The sequence below is a fragment of the Aureimonas sp. CAS genome, assembly GCF_059838215.1.
Genome location: NZ_CM187563.1, coordinates 2,618,542 through 2,635,288, shown reverse-complemented (window position 1 = coordinate 2,635,288; position 16,747 = coordinate 2,618,542). Strand labels below are relative to the sequence as shown.

Genomic DNA, 16,747 nt, shown 5'->3' with positions numbered 1-16,747 from the left:
AAGAGTAGAGCGTTTGCCTACTATAGGTAGTGCGCCTAAGCGCATGGCAGAATTCCGGCAGGCGCAGGGGGGTGACGCGCTTGTGATTTAGACCCCGCCCTGGAATCTCCCGACCGAAGTGGTCTCGGGAAGAGCTTCGCCCCAAAACAAAAACGGCCTCCGCGAGGGGAGGCCGTTCCGTCCTGTCGAAGCAGGGTGATCTGGTGGAGCCAATCGGGATCGAACCGACGACCTCTTGAATGCCATTCAAGCGCTCTCCCAACTGAGCTATGGCCCCGACGCCGGCGGGCCGGCGTTGTATCGTCTGGAGTGTCCCGGGAGGGTGTCTCCGGGGCCCGCTTGGGAGCGGGCCCGAACCGATGGCGGCTACCTAGGCGAAACCGCCGGGAGGGTCAAGCGAGCTTCGCGCCGATCCTCCACAAGTTCGAAGATTTTGCCCTCAGGCGTCGTCTTCGTCGTCGCGACCGCCGCCGATGATGTCGGTCATGTCGTCGTCCTCGTCCTCTTCCTCCTCGAGGAAGGTGTCGGCCGGATCGTCGTCGAGCTCGACGTCCTCGTCGTCCTCGTCGACGTCGGGCATGTCGGACTTCGAATCGCCGCTCTCGTCCTCCTCGACCTCGGAGAGCGACACCGTCTCCTCGTTCTCGGTCTCCTCGGCGACTTCGGTCTCCTCGACCTCCTCGTTGCGCTTGGAGGCGCGCGAGCTCGTCGAGCGGATCGCTTCGAAGAAGGAGAGAGGGTACGTCTTGCCCGTGAAGGGCGAGACGACCGGGTCCTTGTTCAGGTCGTAGAATTTGCGACCCGTCTCGGGACAGACACGCTTCGTGCCGAGTTCTGCATTCGCCATCTGGGCCTCTTGGGAAACGGTCGGCGTCGGGAAGCCGTAACGTGCCGGGCCTTGCCGAAGCAAGCCGACGCGGGCATTTCGTCCGCCGGAAAAACGGAAGGTCCCTTACGTCCTCGCTTTGGCCTTGTCAAAAGCCCCTCGGTCGCGGTCGTCCGCAACGGTTGGCGGGCCGCGTCCCGCCGTGTAAGGCGAGCGCTGAAACCACGATGAACGGACCGGACGAAGGGGCGAGGGCGCCGATGGCTCATGGACAGGCACGGCCGATGCGCGCGCGTGGGGGCGCACCGCTGAACGGACGGGTGCGCGTGCCCGGCGACAAGTCGATCTCGCACCGCGCCTTCCTGTTCGGAGGGCTCGCCAGCGGCCGCACCCGCGTCACCGGCCTCCTGGAGGGCGAGGACGTGCTCGCCACGGGCCGGGCGATGCGCCAGATGGGCGCGATCATCGAGCGCGAGGGCGAGGCCTTCGTGATCGACGGCGTCGGCAATGGCTGCCTGCTGGAGCCGGACGGCGTGCTCGACTTCGGCAATGCCGGCACCGGCTCGCGCCTGACCATGGGCCTTGCCGGCACCTACGACTTCACCTCCACCTTCATCGGCGACGCCTCGCTCACCGGCCGTCCGATGGGCCGCGTGCTCGATCCGCTGCGCCAGATGGGCGTGCAGGTGCTGGCGCGTTCGCGCGACCGCCTGCCGCTCTCGCTGCGCGGGCCCCGTGTCGCCGCTCCCATCACCTACCGCGTGCCGATGCCCTCCGCGCAGGTGAAGTCGGCCGTCCTCCTCGCCGGCCTGAACGCGCCGGGGATCACGAGCGTGATCGAGCCCGTGTTGACGCGCGACCACACGGAGAAGATGCTCGCCGGCTTCGGGGCGCAGATCGAGGTCGAGACCGACGGCGAGGGCGTGCGGACCATCCGCCTGAAAGGGCAGGGGGACCTGAAGGGCGTGGCCGATTTCGTCGTGCCGGGCGACCCGTCCTCCGCCGCCTTCCTCGTCGTCGCCGCGCTGATCGTTCCGGGATCGGACGTGACCATCGAGAACGTTCTGATGAACCCGACGCGCACGGGACTGATCGAGACGCTTCTGGAGATGGGCGGCTCCATCGAGATCCTCGATCGCCGGCTGTCCGGCGGCGAGGACGTCGCGACCCTTCGCGTGCGCCATTCCGAGCTGAAGGGCGTTTCGGTCCCGGCTGCGCGCGCGCCGTCGATGATCGACGAATATCCGGTCCTGTCCGTCGCGGCCGCCTTTGCCGAGGGCACGACGCGCATGGAAGGGCTCGACGAGCTGCGCGTCAAGGAATCGGACCGGCTGTCGGCCGTGGCCGCGGGGCTCGCGGCCAACGGCGTCGAGCATCGCGAGGGCGAGGACTGGCTGACCGTGACGGGGCGGCCGGACGGCAAGGGCCTCGGCGGCGGCACGGTCGCCACCCATCTCGACCACCGCATCGCCATGAGCTTCCTCGTCCTCGGCCTGGCTTCCGAAAAGCCGGTGACGGTCGACGACGCGGCGATGATCGCGACGAGCTTTCCCGAGTTCACCGGGCTCGTCGCGCAGCTCGGCGGGGCGCTGGAATCGACGGATGGCGACGTCACGGGCTGAGCGATCCATGACGGCGTGTCGTCCGGTATGCCGGGGTGAACGGATCGCCCCCGCGTGAGCGATCTCCTGCTGGCCCTTTTCGGGCTCGTCTTCTTTTCCCCGCTCGCCTTCATCTATGGGCGGGTCGTCGCCGGCCGGATCCATGTCAGAGCGGCTGCGCGCGGCAGGCGTCCCGCGGCCGTCGGGCTTTCCTATCTGTGGATGCCTGCGCTCGTCGCCGCCTGCGTCGCCGTGCGCCTGAGCGATCCTTACGAGATTGTTCTCGCGCTCGGAGCACTGGCCTCCAACCCGGTCCTCTCCGCCCTTCTGTCGGTGATGGAGTTCGTCGGGTCGGTCGCGCTGATCCTCTTCTTCCTGACCATTCCCTTCGTGCTCGGTCGAATCTTCGCCGTCGGGGCCGCGGCCTTCGGCTTTTTCGCGCAAGCGCGGCAAAACCCCTTGCGCTTCGGGATCGCCAGAGGCGAAGACGGGGGCAAGCCCGTTGCGGCCGAGCGTGCGGAGTCCGATTTGCAGAAGACCCTGGTGATCGCCATCGACGGACCGGCCGCCGCCGGGAAGGGGACGCTCGCCAAGCGCCTCGCGGAGCGTTACGGCCTGCCCTATCTCGACACGGGCCTTCTGTACCGGGCCGTCGGGCGCAAGGCGTTCGACGATGGCGTCGATCTCAACGATCCGCAGGCGACGGGCGAGGTGGCGCGGCGGTTGACGCCCTCCGCCCTCGACGACGGGACCCTGCGCGGCCGCGAGGCCGGCGAACTCGCCAGCCGGGTCGCGGTCCATTCGACGGTTCGCTCGGCGCTGACGCGCTTCCAGCGCGAGTTCGCCGGCGGGCCGCGCGGCGCGGTGCTGGACGGACGCGACATCGGCACGGTCATCTGCCCCGAGGCGCGGGTGAAGATCTTCGTCACCGCCAGCCCCGAGGTGCGGGCGCGCCGGCGCACCGACGAGCTCGCCGCGAAGGGGCGCTCCCCCGAATACGAGCGCATCCTCGCCGAGGTGCGCGAACGCGACGCCCGCGATTCGGGCCGCGCCGACGCTCCGCTCAAGGCGGCCGCCGACGCGCACTTGCTGGACACCAGCGAATTGGATATAGATCAGGCCTTCCAGGCCGCCTGCGATCTCATCGATCGCGTCTTGGCGCGCCCGGAACGCAGCTGACACCGTTCGCGTCTTCCGGCTTCGCCGGGAAATCCAACGCCGCGACAGGGCAGCCGAGAGCCTTTGAACATCACAATCGTCGGCGGCGCCCCTTCCGCGCCGAGCGGCCGGTTCGTCCGGCCGTCGCCCGTGCTGGATTCACGGGCAGGGTCGCCGAAGACGCCACGCAACGCCAACGAACGCCGGCGCGGCACCCGCTTCCCCGAAGACACGGGGCGGCGGTCCCAAGGAGAACGAATGTCTAACGCTGCAGTTTCGCGCGACGATTTCGCCGCGCTTCTCGAGGCTTCCTTCCATGATCACGACGTCGCCGAAGGCGCGGTGGTCAAGGGAACGGTCGTCGCGATCGAGAAGGACATGGCCGTCATCGACGCCGGCCTGAAGGTCGAGGGCCGCGTCGCCCTCAAGGAGTTCGGCACGAAGGGCGGCGAGTCCACCCTGAAGGTCGGCGATGTCGTCGACATCTATGTCGAGCGCATCGAGAACGCCCTCGGCGAGGCCGTCCTGTCGCGCGACAAGGCGCGCCGCGAGGAGAGCTGGGTCAAGCTCGAGGTCAAGTTCAACGCCGGCGAGAAGGTCGAAGGTCAGATCTTCAACCAGGTCAAGGGCGGCTTCACGGTCGATCTCGACGGCGCCGTGGCGTTCCTGCCGCGCTCCCAGGTCGACATCCGTCCGATCCGCGACGTCGGCCCGCTGATGAACACGCCGCAGCCGTTCCAGATCCTCAAGATGGACAAGCGCCGCGGCAACATCGTCGTCTCGCGCCGGACCGTCCTCGAGGAGAGCCGCGCCGAGCAGCGTTCCGAGATCGTCCAGAACCTCGAAGAGGGTCAGGTCGTCGACGGTATCGTCAAGAACATCACCGACTACGGCGCCTTCGTGGACCTCGGAGGTATCGACGGTCTGCTCCACGTGACGGACATGGCTTGGCGCCGCGTCAACCATCCGACCGAAATCCTGCAGATCGGTCAGACGGTGAAGGTCCAGATCATCCGCATCAACCAGGAGACGCACCGCATCTCGCTGGGCATGAAGCAGCTCGAGGCGGATCCCTGGGAAGGCATCGGCGTCAAGTACCCGATGGGCGTCAAGGTCACCGGCCGCGTCACGAACATCACCGACTACGGCGCGTTCGTGGAAGTGGAGCCGGGCATCGAGGGCCTCATCCACGTCTCCGAGATGTCCTGGACGAAGAAGAACGTCCATCCGGGCAAGATCCTCTCCACCTCCCAGGAGGTCGAGGTGGTCGTTCTCGAGGTCGATCCGGTCAAGCGCCGCATCTCGCTCGGCCTGAAGCAGACGCTTCAGAACCCGTGGGAAGCGTTCCGCGACCAGTTCCCGGTCGGCGCGATCGTCGAGGGCGAGGTGAAGAACAAGACCGAGTTCGGTCTCTTCATCGGCCTCGACGGCGACGTGGACGGCATGGTCCACCTCTCCGACCTCGACTGGAACCGTCCGGGCGAGCAGGTCATCGAGGAGTTCAACAAGGGCGACCTCGTCAAGGCGCAGGTCCTCGACGTCGACGTCGACAAGGAGCGCATCTCGCTCGGCATGAAGCAGGTCGGTGGCGATCCGTTCGTCAACGCTGCCGAGGCCGGTGAACTGCGCCGCGGCGCGATCGTCACCTGCGAGGTCACCGCGGTCACCGACGGCGGGCTCGAGGTCAAGATCGTCGACACGGACCTGACCTCCTTCATCCGCCGCGCCGATTTGGGCCGCGACCGCGACGACCAGCGCCCCGAGAAGTTCTCGGTCGGCCAGAAGGTCGACGCGCGCATCACGCAGTTCGACAAGAAGGCGCACCGCGTCGGCGTGTCGATCAAGGCGCTGCAGATCGCGGAAGAGAAGGAAGCGGTCGCCCAGTACGGCTCGACCGACTCCGGCGCTTCGCTCGGCGACATCCTCGGCGCCGCGCTGAAGAACCGCGACAGCGAGTAGTCTTGGAGGGCGGGGCTCCGGCCCCGCTCTTTCGCACTAAAAAGGCCCGCGACGTCCTTCCGACGTCGCGGGCCTTTTTACGTCTGGAACTGCCGGTGATTTCGAATGTGGATGAAGCGGCCGGCGGATCGGTCTAAGAACCGCCGATGCTTTGCAAGGGGGAGGGAAGCCGATGACCGGAACGCCGACGATCGCCTGCATCGGGGAATGCATGGTCGAGTTCCGCCAGACCGGCGAGGGCGTGTTCGCGGCGGGTTTCGGCGGGGATACGCTGAACACGGCCGTCTACCTCTCCCGCCTCGGCCGAACGGTCGACTACGTTTCGGCGCTCGGAGACGACGCCTGGAGCGAGAAGATGCTGGCGGCCTGGCGGGACGAGGGCGTCGGCACCGAGCGGGTGCTTCGCGTGCCGGGTGGCTCGCCCGGCCTCTACGTGATCGAGGTGGACGACAAGGGCGAGCGACGTTTCAGCTACTGGCGCGACCTCGCCCCGGCGCGGCGGCTCTTCGAACTGCCCGAGAGCGACGAGCTGCGCGAGGCGCTGCTGCGCTACGACTGGCTCTATGTCTCCGGCATCAGCCTGTCGCTCTATGGCGACGAGGGCCGGCGGCGATTGTTCGAGACGCTCGACGCCGCGAAGGCGAGGGGCGCCCGAATCGTCTTCGACACGAATTTCCGCCCGCGCGGCTGGCCGGACAGGGACGTGGCGAGAGCGTCCTTCCTCCGGGCGTTCGAAGCGGCGGATCTGCTCTTCGCCTCAACCGAGGATCTGCATCTCCTGTTCGGGGAGGGCGGCCTGAGAGCCTTCGACGCGGCGGGCGCGGCCGAGCGGGTGCTCAAGCACGAGGATCTGAGCGTGCTGGTCACGACGAGCGAGGGAACCGTGCGGGTGGATGGCGAGCCGGCCTCGCGCGTCGTCGATACGACGGCCGCCGGCGACAGCTTCGCCGCGGCCTATCTGTCGGCCCGGATCGGCGGAGCGTCGCCCCCGGAATGCGCTTCGGCCGGCCATGGCCTCGCCGCCCGCGTGGTTCAGTATCCCGGCGCGCTCATCCCGAAGGACGCCATGGCGCCCTGAGCGGCCTGCGGTTTGCCTCCGCGCCGACGCGACCTATCCTAGGCTAGCCTACCGCGAAGCAGGCAGCCATGACCCTCTCCATCGTCGCCAAATGCGATCACACGCGCCAGTTCGGCATCGCCTCGGCAACCGAGATGCCGGCGGTCGGCAAGCTTCTCGCCTATGCCTTTCCCCATTACGGCGCCTTCGCCACGCAGGCCCTCATCAATCCCTATCTCGGCATCGACGGCTGCAAGCTTCTGTCCCTGAGCGTTTCGGCCAGGGGCACGATCGAGACGGTGCTGGAGGACGACCGCGAGTACCAGCAGCGGCAGGTCGCAGCGGTGGACAAGGAGGGGCGCTCCTTCGCCTTCACGGGCACCGAATGCCTGCCATGGGCCGGCTCGCTGCAGGGACCGGGCTTTTCGGTCCAGGGCAACCGTCTCGTCGGCCCGCAGGTGCTGCACGCCATGGCCGAGGCCTTCGAGAGCCGGCCCGGCGAGGAACTGGTGCACCGCCTGATCGCGGCCATCTCGGCCGGCATCGAGGCGGGCGGCGACCGTCACGGCGAGCGCTCGGCCAACGTCTATGTCGTCGAGGACGAGGAATACCCGCTCTGGGACATGCGGGTGGACGACCACGACGACATCGTCGGCGAGCTCAAGCGTCTGGAAGCGGTGTTCCGGGAGGAACTCTATCCGCACATCCTGAACATGCCGTCCCGCTCGCGTTGACGTCGGCCGAAGGCGGGGCGGGAAGGCGGGGCGGCCCTCGGACTCAGCCCCGTCGAGCGCTATGAACCGGCCGTTTGGCAACGAGCCGCATCGATCGGGACGCAGCCTCGTTCATCGCGTGCCACGAAGGCTCGCACGCACGCCCGGACCCGTATAGGACACCTCCGAATCGAGGCTGATCGCCATGGCCTTGACGAGCTTGGTGCCGAGGCCCGTGCCCTTGGCCGAGACGGTGTCCGACATGCCGCGCCCGTCATCCTCGACCGTCAGACGGAAATGGGTCTCTCCGTCGAGTTCGAGCCGCACGCGCACCTCCCCGCCCTCCGGCCCGTAGGCGTATTTGCAGGCGTTGGAGACGAGCTCCGTGAGGATGACGCCGACCGAGACGGCCTTGTCGGTCTTCAGCCGCAGCGGTTCGGCGGACAGCGTGACACGGCAGGGCGCCGCCTCGCTCGTCCAGGTTTCCTCCAGCTCTTTGACGAGAGCGGTGAGGTAGTCGACCATGTCGACCGTCTCGACGTCGTTCGAGGTGTAGAGTTCGCGGTGGACGCGGGCGATCGCCGCGATCCGCCGCTCGGTGTCGCGCAGCGCCTCGCGCGAGGCCTGATCGGTCAGAACGGCCGCCTGCATGTGCACGAAGGCCGCGGCCATCTGCAGCGAGTTGGCGATCCGGTGGTTCATCTCCTTCAGAAGCGCTTCGAGACGTTCGTTGGAGGCGCGCAGGCGGCCTTCGACGTCGGCCTTCTCGCGCTCCAGGCGCGTGCGGGCGAGCGCCTGCGACAGCGCGGTCGACAGGAGGTCGAAGAAGTCGTCGCCGATCGATTTGACAACATAGTCGGACGCGCCCGCCTTGAGCGCGGCGACGGCGACCCGGCTCTCCTCCGAGCCGGTGACGTAGACGACGGGCGGCACGTGATCGAGCGCCTGCAGCGCGCCGAGCGTTTCCAGTCCGTCCTGACCGGGCATGTAATGATCGACCGCGACGACGTCGAAATGGCCCGTGCGCGCGAGTTCCACGCCCTCGCGCCCGTCGCCGGCGGTGGTGACCTCGAAGCCGAGCCGCCTCAGCTTGCGCTCGGCGAGGAGGCGCAAACCTTCGTCGTCGTCGATATAGAGGACGTGGGCGGCCTGGCTCATTCGTCTTAAGCCTCGACCTCGGGCACCTGGATCACGGACAGGAACAGGCCGAGCTGGCGGATCGCCTGGGCGAAGCTCTCGTAGTTCACCGGCTTGGTGATGTAGACGTTCGCGCCCAGATCGTAGCAGCGCTGGATCTCGACCTTGTCGTCCGTGGTGGTCAGGACGACGACCGGCGTGCGGCGCAGCGGCGAATCGTCCGCCTTCATCCGCTTCAATATGTCGGTGCCGCTCATGTCGGGCAGGTTCAGGTCGAGAAGCACCAGCGCGGGACCGTTCTTCGCCGGCCCGCTCGCATCCTCGAACAGATGGTGGAGCGCCGAGGTCCCGTCCAGGAAGTGGCGGATCTCGTTGGTGACGCCCGCCCGGCGGATGTTCTTCTCGATGAGGCGCGCATGGCCCTCGTCGTCTTCCACCATGACGATCTTGACGGTCTGATGTTCCGGCACGTCTTCATCCATCCTTGTTGCCGTCGAACGTCTCCGGGATTGAGAGACGGAAGGTCGCGCCCTGGTCAAGCGCGGATTCGCAGGAGACCGTCGCCCCCAGACGGTACGCCATCGCGCGCACATGGGCGAGGCCGATGCCTTCTCCGGGGCGGTCCTGCTGCCCGGAGCGGCGGAAGAGATCGAAGACGCGCTCGTGATCCTTCGGATCGATGCCGCGTCCGTCGTCCTCGACCTCGTAGACGATTCGCGGCCCCGCCTTGCGGCCGCGCACGCGCACATGCACCGGCTGGTCGGGCTTGCGGTACTTCACCGCATTCTCGATGAGGTTGGAGAAGATCTGCTCGATCGCCACGCGGTCGGAGGTGATCGAGGGGAGGTCGCCCTCGATCTCGACCGTGCTGTCCGTCTCGCCCAGCCGGTGCTGGAGCGTGTCGACGATCGTTCGGACCAGCCCGCCCATGTCCAGCGGCTCGGGCGTGATGACGCGGCGCCCCTCCCGCGACAGGCGCAGGATGGCGTTGATGAGCCGGTCCATCTTCTGCGTCGAGGATCGGATGAAGCCGATGGCCTCGGGCAGATCCTCGCGCACCGCCAGCCGCGCCTCCTCGTCGACGATCTGAGGGGCTTCCGCCTCCGCCTTCTCGACGAGCGCGCGCAGATGGCTGGTCGCGGCGTCCAATTCGGCGGTGAAGCCCATGACGTTCACGAGCGGCGAGCGCAGATCGTGACTGACGATGTAGGCGAAGCGCTGGATCTCGGCGTTGGCGCGCTGGAGATCGGCCGTGCGGACCGCGACCGCTCCCTCCAGGAGCTCGTTCATTCCTTCGAGGACACGCCGCGAGCGCTTCAGCTCCCGGAAGGTGCGGCGGGCCGACCAGATCGTGACGGTCGCCACGAGAAGCAGCAGGACGAATGAGACCGCCAGGATGACGTTGGCGAAGAGCTGCGTGCGCTGCTGCGCCTGCATGCGCTGGTCCAGCAGCTGGCGTTCGGCGGCGATCGTCTCGCGGGCGAGATTGCGGATGTCCTCGATGAGGGCGACGCTGCCTTCGCCGGTGAAGAGCGTGCGTCCGTCGAGCGTCGGATCGGCGCGCAGGGCCTCGATGGAGGGGAGCGTGCTCTGGCGATACTGCGCCCAGGTCTCGCTGATGGCCTGCAGGCGCGCCTGCTGGTCCGGATTGTCGGAGGTCTGGGCGAGAAGGCCGGCGAACAGGGCCTGCGCCTCGGAGGCCGTCTCCTCCATCCGGTCGGCGAAGCGCGGATCGGCCGTCAGGAGGAAGCCCCGGCGCGCCGAGGCGCTGCGCTCGACCATGATGACGAATTCGCGAAGCGTGGTCTCGACCTCGTAGGTGCGCGACACCCGCTCGCCGCGAATGTCCGCCTCCCGGATCGACCACGCGCTGACGAGCCCCAGCACGATCAGCGCGAGAAAGCCGAAGACGATGGCGCCGACGATCGAGCGCGCGAAGCTGGAGTCGGCGGTGTCGCGTTTCGCGCTCAAGGCGGCCCTCGCTCCGAAGTGATTGGACTCGTCGCACGGTTGTGCGGCGACCGGTCTTAAATGATCGCGGACGCGACCGGAACCGGCTCCGCGTCCCGGCTGCGAATTGAATGAACGTTTGGCTTACGGTCTGCCGGCTTCACGGCGGCCGCGATCGCGGTGGACGGCCTGTCGGGTCTTCGTTAACGGTCCGGCCGCCATGGTGGCGGGGCCTCGTCGGGGGCGGCCGGATCGGCGGCGCGCAAGGCGCGGAGTGCGGGGAATGCTGCAGGGCCTCTACGACTGGACGCTGCGCGCGTCCCGGCACAAGAACGCGGAGCGCACGCTCGCGGCCATCTGTTTTGCCGAAAGCTCGTTCCTCCCGGCGCTGCCGGAGGTGATGCTCCTTCCGATGATCCTGGCGAACCGCGCGCTGGCGTGGCGCTTCGCCGTCATCTGCACGGTCGCTTCGGTGCTGGGGGGCATCGCAGGCTATCTCATCGGCGTCTTCCTGTTCGAGACGGTCGGCCAGCCGCTTCTCGCCTTCTACGGAATGACCGGTTCGTTCGAGCGCCTCTCGGAGGACTACAACGATCTCGGCTGGCTGATGGTGCTGCTGGGCGGAAGCATCACGCCCATTCCCTACAAGGTCATCACCATCCTGTCGGGCGTCACGCGGCTCGACTTCGCGCTCTTCGTCGGCATGAGCGTCGTGGCGCGCGCGACGCGCTTCTACATTCCCTGCGCCTTGCTCTACTGGCAGGGCGAAAGAGCCAGGACCTTCATCGAGAAGCGCCTCGCGCTGACCTTCTTGGTCATGATCGCGACGATCGTCGTCGGCTTCCTGGTCGCGGCCTGGGTGTTCTAGTCGCCGGCTGCCGGCCGCGGGCCGGTCGGCATCCACCGATGACGCGATCGTAAGCCCCTGCTTTGCTTGATTTCGTCCGGCCCGCTCTGTTTAGTCTTACGATCGCCGGCCGGAGCCGGCTCATTCGGGAGACCGCAGACCTCATGCTCGCCAGATCGAAAACCATCCTCGCGCTCGCCACCGCCGCGATCGCTCTGTCTTCCGGCGCCGCCTTCGCGCAGGAAGGCCCGGTGCGCCTGGGCTTCATCGGCGGCATCACCGGCCCGATCGAAAGCCTCATGCCCCCGATCACGGACGCCGCGCGCCTCGCGGTGTCGCAGGTCAACGAGAACGGCGGCATCGGCGAGAATCGCCAGGTCGAGATGGTCATCGGCGACGATGGCTGCATCGACGCGCAGCGCGCCTCGAACGCCGCGGATGCCCAGGTCAATTCCGACAACGTGGTCGGCATCGTCGGTGCGATGTGCTCGGGCGCGACCATTGCGGCCGCCAACGCCGCCGCGATCCCCGGCGGCGTCGTCATGGTCTCGCCGGCCTCGACCTCGCCGGCCGTGACGGCTCTGGAAGACAACGACCTCGTCTTCCGCACCGCGCCCTCCGACGCCTATCAGGGCGAGGTTCTGGCCCGCGTCGTGCGTTCGCACGACATCGACACCGTCGCCGTCACCTATGTGAACAACGACTACGGCACCGGCTTCGCGCAGGCCTTCCAGGCGGCATTCGAGGCCGAGGGCGGCACGGTGGTGACGTCCGAAAGCCACGAGGACGGACGCGCCGACTACCGCGCCGAGATCGGCTCGCTCGCCTCCTCGGGCGCCGACGCGCTCGTGGTGCTGGCCTATGTCGACGGCTCGGGCGGGCGCATCATCCAGCAGTCGCGCGAGACAGGCGACTTCTCCACCTTCATCGGCGGCGACGGCATGGTCGGCGCGAACCTGACGAACGTGACCGGCGGCGACGAGACCCTGATCCTCACGCGCCCGGGCGGCACCGAGGCGGCCGGCGCGGCGAACTTCGCCGAGGCGGCCGCGGCCGCCAACCTCGACCCCGAGGCGACCTATGCGGCGACGTCCTACGACGCGGCCTTCGCGCTGCTCCTGGCGGTGGAGAAGACCGGTGGCTCGCGCGAGGGGCTCAACGAGGCGCTGCGCGAGGTGACCTCCGCGCCGGGCGAGGTGATCCTGCCGGGCGAGTGGGCGAAGGCCAAGGAGCTGATCGCGGCCGGCACCGACATCAACTACGAGGGCGCCTCGGGCGCGATCGACTTCGACGACAACGGCGACGTGCCCGGCTCGTATGACGAGGTGACGGTCGAGAACGGCGAGATCGTCGTGGTCGGCCCCGCGCAGTAAAGACCGCCATCATCGAATGAAAAAAGGCCCCGGACGGTGACGTCCGGGGCCCTTTTTATGGGCCGATCGCAACCGCCTCGATGTTTCGTCTCGACGGAGCCGAACGGGCGGGGCGCTTCGGTAGGAGCGACGCTCTGCGCTGCTCAATCCCGTCCGCGCAGCCGTTCCGGCAGGACGCCGTGCGGGGCAAAGCGCAAGACGAGGGTGATGGTGAGGCCGATCACGAAGACGCGCATCTGCAGCGCGCGGCTGTCGAGGTCGCCCGGCGCCACCCAGCCGAAGAGCTGGTTGCCCCAGTCGCGGGCGAGGCCGAAGAGGGCGAGCGCCGCCGGCTCGGACATGACCCAGATGATGTAGACGAGCACCGCGCCGAAGATCGCGCCGCGATTGTTGCCCGCGCCCCCGAGGATCACCATGACCCAGACCAGGAAGGTGTGGTTGAGATCGACGAAGCCGGACGGGTCGAAGATCGAGTTGAAGTGGACGAGGATCGCGCCGCCGATCCCGATCAGGACCGAGCCGAGCACGAAAACCTCCAGCCGCCGGCCTTCCACGTTCTTGCCCATGGAGGCCGCTGCCGGCTCGTTGTCGCGGATGGCGCGGATCATCCGCCCCCAGGGCGCATGGTAGGCGCGCTGGACGAGGAGATAGATGACGAGAAGCATCGCGGCGGTGAGCGCCAGATAGATCGAGCGCGCCGTCACGAAGCCGAGCTCCTGCACGCTCGGCGTCGGCCAGGGCAGGGGGGAGACGGTGAGCGTGCCGCGCGTCAGCCAGTCCGCGTTGCGCAGAAAGGTCTTGATGATCTGTGCGATGCCGAGCGTGGCGATCGCCAGATAGTCCGCACGAAGGCCCAGGCACACCTTGCCGACGAGCCATGCGATGATGCCGGCGACGATGCCGGCCACGGCCCAGCCGACGAGGACCGGCAGGCCGAAGCCGCCGATGAAGCCGGCCTCGCGCTCGATAATCGTCGTCGGCGCGTCGAATTTCGCCGTCACCACCATGAAGGCGACGGCGCCGGTGATGATGGTGAGCGCCGTGACCAGACCCTTGGGCAGGCCGACCCGCCGGCCCTGGGAAACGAGGCCGACGAGAACGATCCCGCCGATGAGCCAGAGCAGCGCCTCGCCCAGCATTGGGGCGCCTTCGGAGGCCCAGAAGGCCTCGTTCACCGGGAAGGTCATCAGGACGGAGGCGAAGGCGCCGGCCATGATGAAGCCCATGACGCCGACATTGAAGAGGCCGGCATAGCCCCACTGGATGTTCAGGCCGATGGCGATGATGGCGTAGGCCGCGGCCTCCACCAGCATGCGCGTCGCGTAGGCCGAGCCCTGAAGGGCGAAGACGGCCGCGATGATGACGCCGAGGAGGCCGAAGAGGAGAAGGTCGCGCCGGTAGCTGCGCTTGGGCCGGGTGTCTTCGGCGGGCGTTGCGATGGTCATCAGAAGACCCTTCCCTTGAAGATGCCGGTCGGCCGGTAGATCAGGACGATCACCAGGATGACGAAGGGCACGGCGAGGCGGTACTCGGTCGCGACCAGTGCCAGGTTCGCCGGAACGGCGAAGGGCAGGGCGTCCGCGAAGGGTCGCAGCAGGACCGAGAAGTTGAAGATCGAGAAGGTCTCGGCGAAGCCGATCAGGAAGCCGCCGGCGATCGCGCCGTAGGGCCGGCCGATGCCGCCCAGGATGGCGGCCGCGAAGATCGGAAGGAGGATGTTGTAGGCGAGGTCCACACGCAGCGCGACGTCCAGCGCCAGCATGGTGCCGGCGAGCGCGGCCAGCGAGCCGCCGATGATCCAGGTCGCCTTGACGACGCGCTCCAGCGGGATGCCGGTGACGCGGGCGAGATCGGGATTGTCGGAGACGGCGCGCATCGCCTTGCCGAGCCGGGCTCGCGTCAGGAACAGATGCAGCGCGACGACGGCGACGATCGTCATGCCGATGAGCCAGAGCTGCGGCTCGGTGATGACGATGGGACGCCCGCCGGTCGGAATGCGGAAGATGTCCTTCGGCGCGTTCAGATAGAGGTCGCGCGTGCCGGTGCCCGCGAAGAGGCGGATGAGGCCCTGCAGCATCAAGGTTACGCCGATCGAGGCCATGACCAGGACCACGGGCCGGGCGCCCTTGTCGCGCAGCGGCTTGTAGAAGGCCTTGTCGACGCCGATCGCGAAGCCCGCCGTCGCCAGCATCACCAGCGGCAGGAGCGCGATGGCGAGGGGAATGGGGAAGGCCACGCCCATCCCGGCCAGGATGGACGCGGCCATGAAGGCGAAGAAGGCGCCGAGCGTCATCATGTCGCCATGGGCGAAATGGGCGAAGCGCAGGATGCCGAAGATCAGCGTCACGCCGATCGCGCCGAGGGCGTAGATCGACCCGAGGATGAGCCCGCCGATCAGACCGCGGTTGATGAAGAAGGTGAGCTCGTCCAAGAGAAGCGTCCCAGCGTGTCGAGTGCAGGCGAAGCCATTCGGCCCCGCCCGTCGGAGTGAGGCGTCAGCCGCCGAGAAAGCTCTTGGCGACCTCGGGATCGGCGAGGAGTTCGGCGCCTGTGCCGGTGAAGCGGTTCTTGCCGCCCGCCAGCACGAAGCCCTTGTGGGCGATGCCGAGCGCCTGCTTGGCGTTCTGCTCCACCATGGCGACGGTCACGCCGGCCGCGTTGATGGCCAGTACGCGGTCGAAGATCTCGCTCATGAAGAGAGGCGAAAGGCCGGCGGTCGGCTCGTCGAGAAGGATGAGCTTGGGATCGATCATCAAGGCGCGCCCGACCGCCACCATCTGGCGCTGTCCGCCCGACAACTCGCCGGCCGGCTGGCGGCGCTTGTCCTTGAGCGGCGGGAAGATGTCGTAGACGCGCTCGAGGAGCGGGGCGATGTCGTCGCGACGCACATAGGCGCCCATTTCGAGATTCTCGTGCACCGTCAGCGTCTTGAAGACGTTGGCCTCCTGCGGGACCAGCGCCATGCCGATCTCGGCGAGACTCTCGGTCGGCCGGTTGGTGATCTCCTGTCCGTCGAAGCGGACCGTACCCGACGAGATTTTCAGGAGGCCGAACATCGCCTTGAGCGTCGTGGACTTGCCGGCGCCGTTCGGTCCGACGATGACGCCGATCTCGCCGCGCTGAAGCTCGATGTCCACCCCGTTGAGGATGGGCGTGCCGCCGTAGCCGGCGACGACGGAGGAGAGGGAGAGGAAGCTCACGAGGCGGCTCCGGCGTTCGGCGCCAAGGCGACGGCGGGTTGCGGCTTGCGTGTGGCGTGGCCGGTGGCGGAGCCGCCGAAATAGGCCTCGACCACCTCCTCGTTCGCCTGGATTTCGGCCAGCGAGCCCTTCATCATCACCGAGCCCGCGGCCATGACGATGACCGGATCGCAGAGCCGGCCGATCAGGTCCATGTCGTGCTCGATCACGAAGAAGGTGTAGCCGCGCTCCTCGTTGAGGCGCTCGATATTGGCCGCGACGTCGTTCAGGAGCGTGCGGTTGACGCCCGCCGCGATCTCGTCGAGCAGCACCACCTTGGCGTCCACCATCATGGTGCGGCCGAGCTCGACGAGCTTCTTCTGGCCGCCCGAAAGGTTGCCCGCCAGTTCGTCGCGCACATGGCCGATCTTCAGGAAGTCGATCACGTCTTCGGCGCGGCGCAGCACCTCCTCCTCCCGGGCGCGGACCCGGCCCGGCGCGAACCAGGTGGAGAAGAGGTTCTCGCCCGGCTGCTCGGGCGGCACCATCATCAGGTTTTCCAGCACCGTCAGGCGCGAGAACTCGTGCGCGATCTGGAAGGTGCGGAGCACGCCCTTGCGGAAGAGATGATGCGGCGGCAGCCCGGTGACGTCCTCGCCTTCGATGAAGATGCGTCCGCTGGACGGCGCCAGATTGCCGGCCACCATGTTGAACAGGGTCGACTTGCCGGCCCCGTTCGGACCGATCAGCCCGGTGATCGAACCCTTGCGCACCTCGATCGAGCAGTCGTTCACCGCGACGAAACCGCCGAAGCGGAGGGTGACGTTGCGCACCTCGATGACGGGCGGCGAGGGGTCTGCAAGTGTGGCCAATCTCGACATCCTCGTAACGTGCGGGCGCGACAGGACTTTCGGCCGTTCGCTTACGCGTGCGTCCGAAAGGCGCCT

The 16,747-nt window shown here is 67.8% G+C and carries 15 protein-coding genes and 1 tRNA gene; 7 read left to right on the top strand and 9 right to left on the bottom strand.

The window, feature by feature from the left end:
- Positions 1–201: 201 nt before the first annotated feature.
- Positions 202–277, bottom strand: a tRNA-Ala gene (locus AC6R2M_RS12635).
- A gap of 162 nt (positions 278–439) precedes the next feature.
- Positions 440–847 carry a TIGR02300 family protein gene (locus AC6R2M_RS12630; RefSeq protein ID WP_500482652.1) on the bottom strand — a complete coding sequence of 136 codons (408 nt, stop codon included), beginning with the start codon at positions 845–847 and terminating at the stop codon, positions 440–442.
- A gap of 239 nt (positions 848–1,086) precedes the next feature.
- Here AC6R2M_RS12630 and aroA point away from each other — a divergent pair, with 239 nt between their 5' ends.
- From aroA to AC6R2M_RS12605, 5 genes are all read left to right on the top strand, one after another.
- Positions 1,087–2,448, top strand: a complete 1,362-nt coding sequence (aroA, locus tag AC6R2M_RS12625; protein ID WP_500482650.1) for a 3-phosphoshikimate 1-carboxyvinyltransferase — start codon at positions 1,087–1,089, stop codon at positions 2,446–2,448.
- Positions 2,449–2,967: 519 nt separating this feature from the next.
- Entirely contained in the window at positions 2,968–3,606 is a 639-nt protein-coding gene (cmk, locus tag AC6R2M_RS12620) for a (d)CMP kinase (protein WP_500487588.1), read from the top strand.
- A 237-nt stretch (positions 3,607–3,843) separates the two neighbouring features.
- Positions 3,844–5,544: a 30S ribosomal protein S1 gene (rpsA, locus tag AC6R2M_RS12615; protein WP_500487587.1), complete on the top strand. Its 1,701-nt coding sequence runs from the start codon at positions 3,844–3,846 to the stop codon at positions 5,542–5,544.
- 172 nt (positions 5,545–5,716) lie between these two features.
- Positions 5,717–6,622, top strand: coding sequence for a sugar kinase (locus tag AC6R2M_RS12610; protein WP_500482648.1), 906 nt, complete (start codon positions 5,717–5,719; stop codon positions 6,620–6,622).
- Positions 6,623–6,690: 68 nt separating this feature from the next.
- Positions 6,691–7,335: a DUF1028 domain-containing protein gene (locus tag AC6R2M_RS12605; protein WP_500482646.1), complete on the top strand. Its 645-nt coding sequence runs from the start codon at positions 6,691–6,693 to the stop codon at positions 7,333–7,335.
- A 111-nt stretch (positions 7,336–7,446) separates the two neighbouring features.
- Here AC6R2M_RS12605 and AC6R2M_RS12600 read toward each other — a convergent pair whose 3' ends face one another.
- Genes AC6R2M_RS12600 through AC6R2M_RS12590 form a run of 3 tightly spaced genes read right to left on the bottom strand, consistent with a single transcriptional unit; the run spans position 7,447 to position 10,422 of the window.
- Positions 7,447–8,472, bottom strand: a complete 1,026-nt coding sequence (locus AC6R2M_RS12600; RefSeq protein ID WP_500482644.1) for a sensor histidine kinase — start codon at positions 8,470–8,472, stop codon at positions 7,447–7,449.
- A 5-nt stretch (positions 8,473–8,477) separates the two neighbouring features.
- A complete protein-coding gene (locus tag AC6R2M_RS12595) occupies positions 8,478–8,891 on the bottom strand; it encodes a response regulator (protein WP_500487586.1) in 414 nt (137 codons plus the stop codon).
- A 34-nt stretch (positions 8,892–8,925) separates the two neighbouring features.
- Positions 8,926–10,422, bottom strand: coding sequence for a sensor histidine kinase (locus AC6R2M_RS12590; RefSeq protein ID WP_500482642.1), 1,497 nt, complete (start codon positions 10,420–10,422; stop codon positions 8,926–8,928).
- A 262-nt stretch (positions 10,423–10,684) separates the two neighbouring features.
- Here AC6R2M_RS12590 and AC6R2M_RS12585 point away from each other — a divergent pair, with 262 nt between their 5' ends.
- Positions 10,685–11,269 carry a YqaA family protein gene (locus AC6R2M_RS12585; protein ID WP_500482640.1) on the top strand — a complete coding sequence of 195 codons (585 nt, stop codon included), beginning with the start codon at positions 10,685–10,687 and terminating at the stop codon, positions 11,267–11,269.
- A 143-nt stretch (positions 11,270–11,412) separates the two neighbouring features.
- Positions 11,413–12,621 (top strand): ABC transporter substrate-binding protein, encoded by a 1,209-nt coding sequence (locus tag AC6R2M_RS12580; protein WP_500482638.1) that lies wholly within the window; start codon positions 11,413–11,415, stop codon positions 12,619–12,621.
- A gap of 143 nt (positions 12,622–12,764) precedes the next feature.
- Here the strand turns inward: AC6R2M_RS12580 and AC6R2M_RS12575 are convergent, their stop codons facing one another.
- From AC6R2M_RS12575 to AC6R2M_RS12560, 4 genes are all read right to left on the bottom strand, one after another.
- Positions 12,765–14,066, bottom strand: a complete 1,302-nt coding sequence (locus tag AC6R2M_RS12575; protein ID WP_500482636.1) for a branched-chain amino acid ABC transporter permease — start codon at positions 14,064–14,066, stop codon at positions 12,765–12,767.
- On the bottom strand, positions 14,066–15,052 hold the full coding sequence (locus AC6R2M_RS12570) for a branched-chain amino acid ABC transporter permease (RefSeq protein WP_500482634.1): 987 nt from the start codon (positions 15,050–15,052) through the stop codon (positions 14,066–14,068). Before AC6R2M_RS12570 ends, AC6R2M_RS12575 begins: the two co-directional genes overlap by 1 nt.
- A 64-nt stretch (positions 15,053–15,116) precedes the next feature.
- The gene (locus tag AC6R2M_RS12565) at positions 15,117–15,821 is read right to left on the bottom strand and encodes an ABC transporter ATP-binding protein (RefSeq protein ID WP_500482632.1); all 705 of its coding nucleotides are present in this window, start codon (positions 15,819–15,821) and stop codon (positions 15,117–15,119) included.
- Positions 15,818–16,672 (bottom strand): ABC transporter ATP-binding protein, encoded by an 855-nt coding sequence (locus AC6R2M_RS12560; protein WP_500482630.1) that lies wholly within the window; start codon positions 16,670–16,672, stop codon positions 15,818–15,820. Before AC6R2M_RS12560 ends, AC6R2M_RS12565 begins: the two co-directional genes overlap by 4 nt.
- Positions 16,673–16,747: the final 75 nt, after the last annotated feature.

Bases quoted from the DNA above. Each gene is read 5' to 3' on its own strand.
- AC6R2M_RS12630 (WP_500482652.1), bottom strand. From the start codon at position 847: ATGGCGAATGCAGAACTCGGCACGAAGCGTGTCTGTCCCGAGACGGGT.
- aroA (WP_500482650.1), top strand. From the start codon at position 1,087: ATGGCTCATGGACAGGCACGGCCGATGCGCGCGCGTGGGGGCGCACCG.
- rpsA (WP_500487587.1), top strand. From the start codon at position 3,844: ATGTCTAACGCTGCAGTTTCGCGCGACGATTTCGCCGCGCTTCTCGAG.
- AC6R2M_RS12610 (WP_500482648.1), top strand. From the start codon at position 5,717: ATGACCGGAACGCCGACGATCGCCTGCATCGGGGAATGCATGGTCGAG.
- AC6R2M_RS12605 (WP_500482646.1), top strand. From the start codon at position 6,691: ATGACCCTCTCCATCGTCGCCAAATGCGATCACACGCGCCAGTTCGGC.
- AC6R2M_RS12600 (WP_500482644.1), bottom strand. From the start codon at position 8,472: ATGAGCCAGGCCGCCCACGTCCTCTATATCGACGACGACGAAGGTTTG.
- AC6R2M_RS12595 (WP_500487586.1), bottom strand. From the start codon at position 8,891: ATGGTGGAAGACGACGAGGGCCATGCGCGCCTCATCGAGAAGAACATC.
- AC6R2M_RS12585 (WP_500482640.1), top strand. From the start codon at position 10,685: ATGCTGCAGGGCCTCTACGACTGGACGCTGCGCGCGTCCCGGCACAAG.
- AC6R2M_RS12580 (WP_500482638.1), top strand. From the start codon at position 11,413: ATGCTCGCCAGATCGAAAACCATCCTCGCGCTCGCCACCGCCGCGATC.
- AC6R2M_RS12575 (WP_500482636.1), bottom strand. From the start codon at position 14,066: ATGACCATCGCAACGCCCGCCGAAGACACCCGGCCCAAGCGCAGCTAC.